Raw genomic sequence first — 13,321 nt, 5'->3', positions numbered from 1 at the left:
GTCGAGGGGTTGAGGAGGCTGCGAAACTGGCATCCTCTGCACCAAAGCGTGAAACCATGACACCGCCAGTCACGCCCAAAATACCAAATCCTAAGCCAATTCCAGAAGCCAGTCCAAAGGCTGAGGCGCCGCGCGCGCCAGATCGTCCACCGCCCAGTGTCGCCGCCCCCAAGCAACCTGCCTTGGCCAACCCTGTGCAAAAGACAAACGCTCTGCCCCTGCGTGCCGAAACGGCTAAAATGCCCTCGCCAGATCAGGCAGACGTGACCAAACAAGTGCGCCGCGCTGAATTGGTCGCGACCTATGCATCGCGGTTGGGTGTGACGTCTATGGTGTCAGATATCGTCGAAAGCTTTGCAGATGCGCAAGGCGAAGACGTAAGTGTTGAAGCTCTTGCGCGTGGGCTTGAAGCCTGTGGACTAAGCGCCGAAGTCACAGTCTTGGCCAGCCTGACGCCAAAAGCGTGGCCTGCGCTTGCCAAAATGACCTCTGGGCATGTGATCCTAGTGTTGTCACAAAAAGGCGATGTGATAACGGTTTTTGATCGCAGTACGCCGGACCAAACCGCCGAAGTGCCAGTTTACGAATTCGCGCCGTTCTTTTCGGGGACCGTTGTCCGGGCCAACAAATCATTGGCTTCGCTGACAAAATCTTATGCACCTGCCGCGATAACCGAACATTGGTTTTGGGGTCAGTTCGGGGCCTTTCGCCGTCAAATCGGCGAGATCGCCCTTGGGTCTTTGGTGGCCAATCTTTTGGCCGTCGCTGTCGCTTTGTTTTCGCTTCAGGTTTATGATCGCGTGATCCCACATAAGTCAGAGTCTACTTTATGGGTGTTGGCCTTGGGCGCTGTTTTGGCGGTTGGCCTTGAGGCCGTCATAAAGCTGGCGCGCTCGCGCCTTATGGACGGGGCTGGGCGTCAAATCGAAATCCGCGTGCAATCCATGTTGATGGAGCGTTTGCTTGGAATGCGCTCTGATGCGCGGCCAACGTCGCCCTCTGGATTGTTTTCCGCGATGCGTGAATTTTCGTCTGTACGCGAATTCTTTACGGCCTCAACCATTGGCACTGTCGCTGATATTCCGTTTATTTTCTTGTTCTTTGCTCTGGTGGCGACCATCGCTGGCCCTGTGGTTTGGGTGCTGGTTTTCGGCGCGTTTATCATGGTTGTACCCGGATATTTTTTCCAAAAGAAAATGATGCGGCTCACGGTGGAATCCCAAGGGGCGTCAGCCAAAGCATCGCGGCTTTTGCATGAGGCCGTGTTTGAACTTGATACAATCAAAACCCAACGCGGCGAAGAACGCGTGCGTCGGATTTGGGATGAACTTAATGTACTTGGAGCTGCCAAATCGTCTGAGCAGCGCAAGCTTGCGGGCTTTTTGACGTTTTGGAGCCAAGGCATCCAGCAAATCACCTATTTGTCGGCAGTTGTTTTGGGCACGTATTTGGTCTTTGCGGGCGAGTTCACGGTGGGCACGATTATTGCCACAGGTATTTTGACCTCACGCACCTTGGCGCCTTTGACACAGCTGTCTGGCACAATGGCACGGTGGAGCAATGTGAAAACTGCGCTTGCAGGTCTCGATGCGATTGCGCTTGCGCCGCAAGATGCCAACGAAGATCGCACTTTCTTGCGCCGTAAAACCATCAAGGGTGACTTTGCCTTGCGCGAATTGCAGTTTCGCTACGATGACGAAGGTGCGCCAACGCTTGATATTGCGGCGCTTGATATCAAAGCAGGGCAAAAGATTGCAGTGCTTGGGGCCAATGGTTCGGGCAAGTCGTCGATGCTGAAAGTGTTGGCGGGTCTGTATGCGCCCGCACAAGGTCGATTGCTTTTAGATGGTGCCGAGATGAGCCAAATCGATCCACGCGATATCCGTCGTAACGTGGGATATTTGGGGCAAGATGTGCGTTTGTTTGCGGGGTCTTTGCGCGATAATTTGAATTTGGGTGGCCTTGAACGCGATGATGATCGCTTGCTCAAAGCGCTTGATTTTTCGGGTCTTGGCCCATTTGTGCGGGGTCATCATCGTGGTCTTGATTTGGAAATTCGCGATGGTGGCGAAGGCCTATCTGTGGGGCAGCGTCAATCTATCGGCTGGGCGCGTTTGTGGCTGCAAGACCCGCGCGTGTGTTTGTTGGACGAACCGACGGCTTCGCTGGATCAATCACTTGAAACCGGTCTGGTGGCACGCTTGGGCGTCTGGCTTGAAGGGCGTACAGCCTTAATCGCGACGCACCGTATGCCCATTGTCGGGCTCACGGATCGGACTATGGTACTCAAAGACGGACGTCTTGTTGTGGATGGGCCACGTGATCAGGTTTTGGCGCATCTGTCGAAATCTAACGATGGGCCCGGTTGATGTCAGGGCTGGAAAATCTTCTCGACAAAGATATGGACCGCCCCGGTTGGATCATCCGCATTTCAGCACTCGTTATTGTCGTTTTCATTTTATGGGCCTCTATCGCATCCGTTGATGAGATCGTGCGTGCAGACGGCGAGATGATTTCTTCGTCGCGACCGCAAATCATTCAAAACCTTGAAGGTGGCATCTTGTCTTCACTCTTGGTCAGTGAAGGCGATGTGGTGGAGCAAGGCGATGTTTTGGCGACGCTGAGCGGCACAGAATTTCGCACCTCGGTGGAGGATTTACAAGAAAAGCTTGATGCGCTTGAAGTGCGCAAGCTGCGGCTTGAGGCTGAGTTGGCAGATCAAGATTCCTTTGAGGTACCTGACAATTTGGCCGCGCGTGTCACAGATGTTGTGGCCTCTGAACGTGCGCTTTTAAAAGCCCGCACCGCAGATTATCTTGCGCGGTCTGAGGGGGCTTTAAATGTGCTCAAACAGGTCGAAGCAGAACTATCTTTGATGGAAGATATGCTGTCGCGCAATGTTGTGGCCTTGATCGAAGTGACCCGCACACGCAAAGCACATTCTGACGCGCAGCTTAAATACAACGAGATCGTGACCCAAGCCAACTTGAATGAGGCTGAAGAGTTTTCAGAAGCGTTGCAAGATATAGCTTCGGTGAAACAAGCATTGACCTTGGCCGAGGATCAGTTGGATCGCACCGTCATCACATCGCCTATGCGCGGCATTGTGAATGAGTTGAGTTTGACGACAATCGGTGGAGTCGTACGTCCGGGTGAAGAGATCGTGCAGATCATTCCCATTGACGAAGAATTGTTTGTCGAGGCACGCGTGCGTCCAGAAGACATTGCTCATGTCGAGCCAGGGCAGGCCGCGACGATCAAACTTACCGCTTACGATTACACGATTTATGGCACGCTGTCGGGCAAGGTCAAAGTCCTGTCCGCAGATACGTTCAAAGACGAGCGCGACCCCAATGCGCCGCCATATTACCGCGTGACGGCATCGGTGGATTTGGACAGTCTGACAAAGCGCCAATCCGAAATAGAAATCCGTCCCGGCATGCGGGCCCAGGTCGAATTGCACACAGGCTCAAAGACCTTTTTGAAATACTTGCTTAAACCGTTGTATAAATCACGTGAAGCCTTTCGCGAACCCTAAACGCGGGTTAAGCTTACGCCTATGACAGACTCTATTCACCTAGAAACGCCCATGCCTGTTCGAGATGCCGCGACACTTATTTTCCTGCGTCAACAGGGGGATGAGCGGCGTGTGCTTATGGGGCAACGCGGGCGGTCAGCCGTGTTTATGCCGGGAAAATTTGTGTTTCCTGGTGGTGGCGTTGATCCGCAAGACTATGAGATGGATACCTTGAAATCTGCGGGGGACACCTGTTTGCGGCGGCTTGAATATGAAGCGTCATCTGATCTCGCTATGGCCGTATTGGCCGCAGCCCGACGTGAAGTTTTAGAAGAAACGGGACTGGCGCTGCAAGAGACCGCTCAGATGCATTTCATCTTTCGTGCGGTTACGCCGCCCAAACGCACACGGCGTTTCGATGCGCGTTTTTTGGTCTGCGATGCAAATAAAATTGAAGGAAATCCAGACGACTTTTCCCGCGCAGAAGACGAATTATCGCATCTGCAGTGGGTGAGTTTGGACAGGGCTATGTTGCTAGATTTACCTTTTGTCACGCGCATCGTTTTGGGCGAAGTGCAAGCCATGAGCGCGCAGATCAGCGCGCCTGAGGCGGTGCCGTTTTACGATCACCGTGGCCCGATCGGGCGCATTCGGTCAATCCGCTAAGGTGCGATTGTTAAGGTCTGGCTGCAGCCTGCTGTGACGTTTCATTTCCATGACCAAATCTTCGAATGTTGTGATGCCTTTGGCCTCAGCCATTTTCAGCATCTTCAAAAACGCTTGTGCTGTTGCAATCGTATCGCCAAGCGCTGTGTGGCGTTGATCGGGTGGAATATTGATGCCTAGGCGTGTGCAAATCTCATCCAAACTGTGCGGTTGGCTTTGGCCGAATACCACGGCAGATAGCAGCACTGTGTCTATGACGGGGTGATCAAATTGCGCCCCAATACGGCTCGCATGTCTGTGCAAAAACGCCATATCAAACGGCGCGTTATGCGCGACCAAAACGGCCCCTCGTGCAAAACTATGCAAGGCGCGCCCAACCACGTCGATGGTCGGATGCTCGCGCACCATCTCGTTGGTGATGTGATGAATTTTGGTCGCGGCTTTGGGGATATGTCGCTCTGGATCGACGAGTGCATCCAGTGTTTCACCGCGCACAACTTTGCCGTTCACAATTCTAACGGCGGCCACTTGGCAAATTTCATCACCCGCGTTCGGAAAAAGCCCAGTGGTTTCGGTGTCAAAGACCACGTAGGTCAAATCACTGAGCGCAGTGGATAGATGTGTGTCTTGGGATGGTTTCGCCAACAAATCAAAGTCATAGGTCGCACCGCGTCGGTTCTGTTGGGCGCTGATCGCAGCATGAGCTATGGGCAGTTTAAGCACACGACGGGTTCCGCGGCCAGCTTCGGGCCACATGTCGGTGTCTATGTCGTTCAACACTTTGCGCCATGACGCCTGTGGGTGATCTGTGTCGATAGGTTCGCTCAGCCAAGCGTCCAGCCGGTCCACATATAAAGCTTCGCCTGACCATCCCAATGCGATCATCACGCCTGTGTCTTCGGGGGTGATCAGCATGGAAAGAGCTTTGGCGCCATCTTGCGACAGACGCGTGGCGGTGTGGGTTAAAAGTGAGATCAATGGATCAGGGTCGACATTCAAATAAACGGGATCGTTCTGGCTTGCCATAAGCGTGATCCCTACATCTTTGAGGCGCGCCACAACGGCATCACATATGTTTTCCCCGGACACTTGAATGACTGTCTGTGTTCTCAAAGCATTGAGGTGTTTGTACTCTTCAAACACCTCAGCGGCTTTGATTGCCGTTGTGTTCAAAAGCTCTTGTTGGGCCGCGTTTAACTTTGGGATTGCCTGCTCAGAGCCGACGTGTTCGCGCGCATTTTGAACGGTTTGCAGCGTTGCCCCTAAATCAGCCAACAGTCTGATGGCTTGCGTGCCAAGCGTACTGTGGGCATTGCGTCGCTGTTGATCTGGTGCGGTGTCATCAAGGGTTAAAACATAGGCTGGGCGATCTTGTTTGCTTTGCGGAGCATGCGCCAAACGCATCCGAGCCGACAGAATTTGTGTGCCGTCTTGCACCATAACTGTCAAAGGGATCACATGGCCTATGCCGCCATCGCCTGCGCACAAACGTGCATAGGCAGATATAAGGGGGGCAGGTGTTAGAATGTCGAAAATGCTGTGACCCAATCCGAGTTTTTTGTCTGAGACATATAAGTCCGACCCACATAAATCTGTCGCAGCGCCGTTATAAAACGCGATCTTGTGGCTGCCTGAGACAAGCAAGATACCGAACGGAATTTCGGCAGCGAGAGCGGCAAGTTTTTCATTGGTTTCAATCAACTCAGCGGTTTCATGTGCAACTGTTTTGGCCAACAAACGTCGTGTCTGGACGAGTTGATTGGTCACAGTTTGTGCTGCCAAAGACAGATCGCCTAGATACCGCGCTGAATGGTCAGTTTTTGTGTTTGGGTGATCTGATTGTGCTCGCGCCAGTAAGGTGCCTGATAGCGTTTGGATCGGCTTAGCGACATGTTCATCAAACAAAATCCAAACCCAAACGGTGGCGCCCAATACGCCAAACACTGCAATGATCCCCGCGAAAATAAAACCATCGAGGGCCTCCGCGATGCCAAGTTTACGGTAACCCAACCAAAGACCAAGATTGATGGCCAAGATCGTGGAACCCGCCAAGAATGCGAAAAACAAAAACATGCGCAGGCGCAAGGACCAGCGTTCAATTTGCATGCGTAACCTCCGCAATGCTGGTGCTCACAGCATCTAAAAACGTGGCTGGTATGATTGGGGTGGTGAGCAGAAGGTTGGCTCCCAACGCCAAGCTTTTGCGTCGTATAATATCACGCGTGTCGTGCGCGATCATCACGATGGGCAACGCTTCAAATTCTGGCTCACTGCGCAAACGCTGGCAGACTTCATAACCGGACATCTCAGACAAATCCGTTTCCAAAATAATTAAATCGGGGTTCAACGCGCGTATATGCGCCAGCGCTTGCGGGCCAGACGCGGTACATATTACCTGATATCCATTTTGAACCAAGATCAGTTCAAGAGCGGCACTCAAGGCCTCATCTGCGCTCGCGATGAGAATATGAGCTGCGGTGTGCATGGTTTTATGTCCTCGTGTGGTGGGGCTTTGGTTTAAGCTATTGCCCCATTTAGTCAGATCGTAGCGTGTCACAGGCGGCGCGCAAGACGGGATCGTCTGCGCCTACGGCCAGCCAATCTGCAGATTGAAGTGTGACTTTTATGTCTTCACCATGGCCCGCAAATAAATCTGCGCGGCGGTTCAACAGACAGTCTAAAGCCACGGGCACGACCGCACCATCTTGCCAGCGTGACAGTAGGTACATATCGGTGACAACGGTGCCATCAAAGTCTTTGGTTTTTGCGCCATCCAAAGCGATCAATCGCGTGGTGACTGGGGCTAAATATGTCCATGGTCGCCACACTTGCTTTTGTTCAATTGCACGCGCAACAACTGCATCTGGTCCCAAGGCAGCCATCGAGCGGGCAGCCCATGAATATTCGCTCCAGATTGTGAATGCGAACATGGCAAGACCTGCGGCGGCTGGCATTGCAAAGCGCGGCAGAGCGCCGCGCGTGAATTTTTGCAGCAGCAAAACAAGTCCCGCAGCTCCAGCACCCAAAGACAATGTGGCGATAAATTCAAATAGCATATAGCATCTTTCTAAACCCGCGCCGCATGTGCGCTGAGAGAGGATTGCATAGTCCGAACGATAACAAAAGCATCGCGCAAGTGTGAGCGTTCAAAAGCGGGCAAGGATGACGGGCTTAAGTAATTGTCGGGCGGCACATCTTTGCGCACTTGGCGCGCTTGGTGTTCCAATCGTACGGTGGCGATGGTGTCGTAGGCCGCCAAAAGATCACCTCCACCAGATTTTGAAACGATACCAAATTCAATGGCCGCCTCAATGCGAGCACGGGTGTTTACGGGCAAAAGCCGTCCTTGCAAGGCATACACACGACCAAGATCCACCACAGGCACAACACCAGCATGTTTCATGTCTATATGGTTGCGATGCTCACCCGATTTGATCGTGGCAAGCCCGCGCAATAATCCCAAAGGTGGGGCATGTTTCAGCGCGTTTGCCATCATATGAGCGATAAAGATTGAATTGTCTTTGGCCGCAATCAACGCAGTTTCCTGCAAAGATTGAAACAGGGTTTCATTACCCGAAATCACACGCAGATCGAACATGACCGAAGCAAGCATTTGCGCTTGCGTGTCTGGTTTGGCAATCCATGTTGAAAAATCATTCTGCCATAGATCAAGCGTTTGGCACCATCGCGGGTTCATCGCCATCATATCGCCGGGACAATAAACATACCCGCAAGTGTTCAACCCATCGCATACAAATTTGGCCATGGCGTGGAAATATACCATGTCTTGCGCGCTGGCGGACGGGGCGATGATCAGGCAGTTGTCTTGGTCTGATACGCCGGTTTGTTCACGTCTACCTTGGCTGCCACAGGCGGCCCAAGCATAGGGCACGGGGGCTGCACCGTTTTGGGTTTCAAACAGGGTGATCAGTTTACGTGTGACAATATCCGTAATGTCGGTAATTTTGCGTGTGACCACTTCATGGGCCAAATGTGCACCAACAAGCTGCATTAAAAATTGTGGCAACCGCGCTGTGATACGCGCCATTTGCGTAATGGTTTCAGCATTCGATAAATCAAAAATCATCTGCGTTTGCGATGATCCAAAGAATCCAGTGATATCGGTTTGGGTGATCATGCCGACAATTTGCCCTGCATCGACAATGGGTAGGTGGCCAATTTTTGCCTCAAGCATTTTATGAATTACATCGCTTCCAAGCGCTGTCGGAGGCAGTGAAATCGGATTTTTCGTCATAATGGTTGACACGGAATCCGTGCTGTTACGCCCTTCGGCCAGTACTTTGTTGGTCATGTCGCGGACCGTGACCAGCCCAAGCAATGCGCCGTCTTGTGTGACCGCAACAGACGATACTTTCGCATCGCGCATCATCGTTGCGCAGTCTTTAATCGGCAATGTGGGCGCGCATGTGATGGGGTCGCGTGCCATCAAGTCGCTGACGTGCTGGGTCATTAAGCTTGCGGCAGCAGCAGGGCGGGCTTGGCCGCGTTTGAAATAGCGTGCAAATTCAACATTGCGTTCAATTTCGGCTTTAAACACGGCAGAGGATAGAACCAAAACCACCACATCACTCGCGGCAATGGCGGTGGTGGCAGCACGTCCTGTACGCAGCAAACCACGTTCGCCGAAATGATTGTGCTTTTGCAGAAACGACACCTGCGCGCCGTTTATATCTATGATTTCTACTGTGCCTTCTTTGATCAAATATAGCCCATCGAGCCAGTCGTCATAGGCATAGATCGTCTCGCCTTGGCGAAACGTCTTGCGGGAAAACTGAGCAGCGAGTTGGTGCAATCTGTCGCTTGGCAAAACGTCATAAGGGTGTGCCGATTGCAAAAAAGAGATAACAGGGTTTTCTGCGTGCTCCATCGTCTGGCTCCCTAAAATGAGTTGATTGACGGGTTTAAAAGGCAAAAGTGCGCAGCCTCAAGGCAGCACACCCTAAAGAGTGGTTTAGGCCCGCCACGACAGCGGGCCCAAGTTTATTTAGTGATCGACAGCTTCGCCTGCACCGCGTGGAATTCGGATGCTTTCGACCAGCTCTTGGATCTCTACAGGTGGTTCATCTGTTGCACGAGACACTGCAAAGGCCACGATAAAGTTGATCATCGCACCGACTGCGCCAAAGGACGTTGACTTGATCGACAAGAGCAATGGCTCTGCGTCCGTGAACGAATTGGTGCCAGGAACAAAGAACCAACCTTTGTGCAAGAAGATGTAAAGCAATGTCGTGATAAGGCCTGCAAGCATACCCGCAACTGCGCCTTTGTTGTTGATGCGTTTCGAAAAGATACCCATCATCAAAGCTGGGAAAATCGAAGACGCCGCAAGACCAAAGGCCAAAGCAACAGTTTGCGCCGCAAATCCTGGAGGGTTCAGTCCAAGGTATGTGGCAACAGCAATCGCAACACCCATAGAAATCCGAGCCGCCAAGAGTTCGTTTTTCTCGGAAATACCCGGATTGATTTGCGCCTTGATTAAGTCATGCGCCACAGCTGATGAAATCGCCATAAGCAGCCCCGCCGCCGTAGACAAAGCCGCAGCCAGCCCGCCTGCCGCCACCAACGCGATCACCCAACCTGGAAGATCTGCGATCTCGGGGTTGGCCAACGTGATGATATCGCGGTTCACAACCAGTTCGTTTTCATCACCATTGAGGTACTGAATATTGCCGTCACCGTTTTTGTCTTCAAATTGCAAAAGACCGGTTTTTTCCCAGTTGACCATCCAATCTGGGCGCGCGTCATAAGCCACAGGCGTGGATGCAACGCCGTCAGGATAAACAGTGTTGATCAAGTTCAAGCGCGCCATGGCACCAACAGCAGGGGCCGTCAGGTACAACAATGCGATGAACACCAAAGCCCACCCCGCAGAAGACCGCGCGTCTGCAACAGTTGGAACTGTGAAGAAGCGCACAATCACATGTGGTAAACCTGCTGTACCGATCATCAAAGATACGGTGAACAGGAACATGTTGAGCGTTGTGTCATGTTGTTCGGTGTAGGATTGGAAACCCAAGTCAGACAAAAGACCCTCAAGTGTTTCCAGCAAAGGTTGACCAGTGGATGTCGCATCTGAGAATAGACCCAAAGCAGGGATTGGATTACCTGTTAGATGCAGCGATATAAAGATCGCTGGGATCGTGTAGGCGATGATCAAGACAACGTATTGGGCAACTTGTGTGTAGGTGATGCCCTTCATGCCGCCAAGCACGGCGTACATGAAAACAATTGCCGCACCGATGAACAAGCCTGTTGAATTGGACACTTCTAAGAAACGTGAAAACGCCACGCCAACGCCGGTCATCTGCCCGATCACGTATGTCACAGAGGCGGTGATCAAGCAGATCACAGCAACCGTGCGCGCTGTTTGGCTGTAAAATCGATCTCCGATGAATTCAGGCACGGTGAACTTGCCAAATTTGCGCAAATATGGCGCAAGCAGCATGGCGAGCAACACATAGCCGCCGGTCCAACCCATCAAGTAGGCAGAGGTGTCGTAGCCCCCGAAAGAGATGATCCCAGCCATTGAGATGAACGACGCGGCAGACATCCAGTCCGCGCCTGTCGCCATGCCGTTGAGCACAGGGTGAACACCACGGCCAGCCGCGTAGAATTCCGCAGTTGTTCCCGCACGGGCCCAAATTGCGATGCCGATGTAGAGCGCAAAAGTCGCGCCCACAAAGAGCAGGTTAAGTGTAAACTGATCCATAATCCTGCTCCTATTCCTCGACGCCGTGTTCGCGGTCGAGTTTGTTCATGCGCCATGCGTAGGTGAAAATCAGTACCAGAAACACAAGAATGGAACCTTGTTGCGCAAACCAAAACCCAAGGTCTGTGCCGCCGATTTTGATGCCTGATAAAAGCGGGCGCAGCAAAATGCCAAACCCGAATGAACACACGAACCAGATCACAAGGCTGATGCCGATGATGCGTAGGTTCGCTGACCAATATGCGTTGTGTTGTGACTTGTCCGCCATTGCGGGGCCTCCCTTTACGTCCCTGATCTCACCACGGCTTTTGTGCCGATTGCCAGATCGATTTCACGAACCCCGCGCAGTGCGGCATCCGCCTCCTAAGTCGTGCCGCGTTTGCTGCCGACCTTAAATGCGCCGCCCACATGTGCGGGCGACGTATGCCTTATGCGCCGACCGATGCCTTGACGTGATAAATCGAATTACTGATCAATTCTTCGACAACGGCTGGTTCGGCGAGAGTTGAGATGTCGCCCATCGTGCTTGTGTCGTTTTCGGCGATTTTTCTTAGGATGCGGCGCATGATTTTGCCGGATCTGGTTTTGGGCAAGCCTGGGGCCCATTGGATGAAGTCAGGTTTGGCGATGGGGCCGATTTCTGTGCGGACCCATTTTTCCAATTCCTTTTTCAAGTCGTCAGACGGGGTTTGATCGTTCATCAATGTGACATAGGCGTAGATGCCTTGGCCTTTGATTTCATGAGGAAAACCGACGACTGCGGCTTCGGCCACGGCGGCGTGAGCGACCAGTGCACTTTCGACTTCGGCGGTGCCCATGCGGTGGCCTGAGACGTTGATCACATCGTCCACGCGACCGGTGATCCAGTAGTATCCATCGGCATCGCGGCGACAGCCATCGCCCGAGAAATAGTAGCCTTTGTACTGTTGGAAATAGGTCTCTTGGAACCGCTCATGATCGCCCCAGATGGTGCGCATTTGACCGGGCCATGAGTCCTTGAGACACAGCACACCTTCGGCTTCAACCGAGGTGATTTCTTCGCCTGTTGTTGGGTCCAAAATCACAGGTTGCACGCCAAAGAATGGCAACGTGGCAGAGCCCGGTTTGGTGGGCACAGCGCCGGGCAGGGGTGCCAAAAGGTGCCCGCCTGTTTCAGTCTGCCACCACGTGTCGACGATCGGCGCTTTGCCTTTGCCGACCACATCGTTGTACCAATTCCACGCTTCGGGATTGATCGGTTCGCCCACGGTGCCCAGCACTTTGATGTCGGACAGATCGTACTTTTCGACAAAGTCATTGCCATGCGCCATCAACGCGCGCAAAGCCGTCGGCGCGGTGTAGAATTGGTTCACTTTGTGCTTTTCGCACACGGCCCAGAACCGGCCAGCGTCGGGGTATGTCGGCACGCCTTCGAACATCACTGTCGTGGCGCCGTTGGCCAGTGGACCGTAGACAATATAGCTGTGGCCCGTGACCCAGCCGACATCTGCGGTGCACCAAAACACATCGCCATCGTGGTAGTCGAACACGTATTTGTGGGTCATAGCCGCATAAGCCAAATAGCCGCCAGACGTGTGTACCACGCCTTTGGGTTTGCCTGTCGAGCCAGATGTGTAGAGCACAAACAGCGGGTCTTCGGCGCTCATCGGGCGGGGCGGGCAGTCAGGTGAAGCGTGTTGCATCAGATATTTGACGTCGACATCGCGACCATCGATCCAAGTGATTTGATCGCCGGTGTGTTTGACCACAAGGCAGCGCACTTTGTCAGAGCAATGCAGCAAAGCTGCGTCAGCGTTGGATTTAAGCGCTGTTTTGCGCCCGCCACGCGGGGCAGAGTCGGCGGTGATCACCACTTTGGCACCACTGTCGTTGATGCGGTTGGCAAGCGCATCAGGGGAAAATCCAGCAAAAACAATGGAATGGATCGCGCCAATGCGGGCGCAGGCGAGCATGGCATAGGCGGCTTCGGGGATCATCGGCAGATAAATCACCACGCGATCACCGCGCATCACCCCTTGGGACAAAAGCACATTGGCAAAGCGATTTACCTTTTCCGATAGCTCTTTATAGGTGATGTGCTGCGCGTCAGCATTGGGATCATCAGGTTCGAAAATGATCGCAGTTTGCAAAGCACGGGTCGGTAAATGGCGGTCGATACAGTTGGCTGAGACGTTCAAAACGCCGTCCGCATACCATTTGATATCGACTTTTCCGAACTCGAAACTGGTTTGTTTGACTTGGGTGAAGGGTTTGATCCAATCCAAAATCTTACCCTGCTCGCCCCAAAACGCATCAGGATCAGACACAGACGCCGCATACATCGCATCATAGCCCGCGCGATCAATATGAGCCGAGGCCGTAAATGCCTCATCCGGTGAATAGGTCGTGTCGGTCATGGTGTTCCTCCC

10 protein-coding genes are annotated in these 13,321 nt (G+C 53.0%); 3 read left to right on the top strand and 7 right to left on the bottom strand.

Annotated elements, in window-relative coordinates:
* Window positions 1–56: 56 nt before the first annotated feature.
* From BM025_RS17590 to BM025_RS17580, 3 genes are read left to right on the top strand one after another with little or no spacing between them, the layout of a single operon-like run.
* Entirely contained in the window at window positions 57–2,369 is a 2,313-nt protein-coding gene (locus BM025_RS17590) for an ATP-binding cassette domain-containing protein (RefSeq protein ID WP_090875463.1), read from the top strand.
* Window positions 2,369–3,538, top strand: coding sequence for an HlyD family type I secretion periplasmic adaptor subunit (locus tag BM025_RS17585; RefSeq protein WP_085850751.1), 1,170 nt, complete (start codon window positions 2,369–2,371; stop codon window positions 3,536–3,538). Before BM025_RS17590 ends, BM025_RS17585 begins: the two co-directional genes overlap by 1 nt.
* A 21-nt stretch (window positions 3,539–3,559) precedes the next feature.
* The gene (locus tag BM025_RS17580; protein WP_090875461.1) at window positions 3,560–4,183 is read left to right on the top strand and encodes an NUDIX hydrolase; all 624 of its coding nucleotides are present in this window, start codon (window positions 3,560–3,562) and stop codon (window positions 4,181–4,183) included.
* Here the strand turns inward: BM025_RS17580 and BM025_RS17575 are convergent.
* The 7 genes from BM025_RS17575 to acs form a co-directional block, all read right to left on the bottom strand.
* Window positions 4,172–6,289 carry a 3'-5' exonuclease gene (locus BM025_RS17575; RefSeq protein ID WP_085850753.1) on the bottom strand — a complete coding sequence of 706 codons (2,118 nt, stop codon included), beginning with the start codon at window positions 6,287–6,289 and terminating at the stop codon, window positions 4,172–4,174. The genes BM025_RS17580 and BM025_RS17575 overlap by 12 nt on opposite strands.
* Window positions 6,279–6,668 carry a response regulator gene (locus BM025_RS17570; protein WP_085850754.1) on the bottom strand — a complete coding sequence of 130 codons (390 nt, stop codon included), beginning with the start codon at window positions 6,666–6,668 and terminating at the stop codon, window positions 6,279–6,281. Before BM025_RS17570 ends, BM025_RS17575 begins: the two co-directional genes overlap by 11 nt.
* 49 nt (window positions 6,669–6,717) lie before the next feature.
* A complete protein-coding gene (locus tag BM025_RS17565) occupies window positions 6,718–7,239 on the bottom strand; it encodes a hypothetical protein (RefSeq protein ID WP_085850755.1) in 522 nt (173 codons plus the stop codon).
* 11 nt (window positions 7,240–7,250) lie between these two features.
* The gene (locus BM025_RS17560) at window positions 7,251–9,071 is read right to left on the bottom strand and encodes a DUF294 nucleotidyltransferase-like domain-containing protein (protein ID WP_085850756.1); all 1,821 of its coding nucleotides are present in this window, start codon (window positions 9,069–9,071) and stop codon (window positions 7,251–7,253) included.
* 117 nt (window positions 9,072–9,188) lie between these two features.
* The gene (locus tag BM025_RS17555; RefSeq protein WP_085850757.1) at window positions 9,189–10,913 is read right to left on the bottom strand and encodes a sodium:solute symporter family protein; all 1,725 of its coding nucleotides are present in this window, start codon (window positions 10,911–10,913) and stop codon (window positions 9,189–9,191) included.
* Window positions 10,914–10,923: 10 nt separating this feature from the next.
* A complete protein-coding gene (locus tag BM025_RS17550) occupies window positions 10,924–11,181 on the bottom strand; it encodes a DUF4212 domain-containing protein (protein WP_085850758.1) in 258 nt (85 codons plus the stop codon).
* A gap of 160 nt (window positions 11,182–11,341) precedes the next feature.
* Entirely contained in the window at window positions 11,342–13,309 is a 1,968-nt protein-coding gene (gene acs / locus BM025_RS17545; RefSeq protein ID WP_090875459.1) for an acetate--CoA ligase, read from the bottom strand.
* Window positions 13,310–13,321 lie beyond the last annotated feature (12 nt).

Source organism: Pacificibacter marinus (assembly GCF_900109555.1).
GTDB classification, from domain to species: domain Bacteria; phylum Pseudomonadota; class Alphaproteobacteria; order Rhodobacterales; family Rhodobacteraceae; genus Celeribacter; species Celeribacter marinus_C.
The sequence above is the reverse complement of the archived record's forward strand: the minus strand, read 5'-3'. Positions and strand labels throughout refer to the sequence as shown.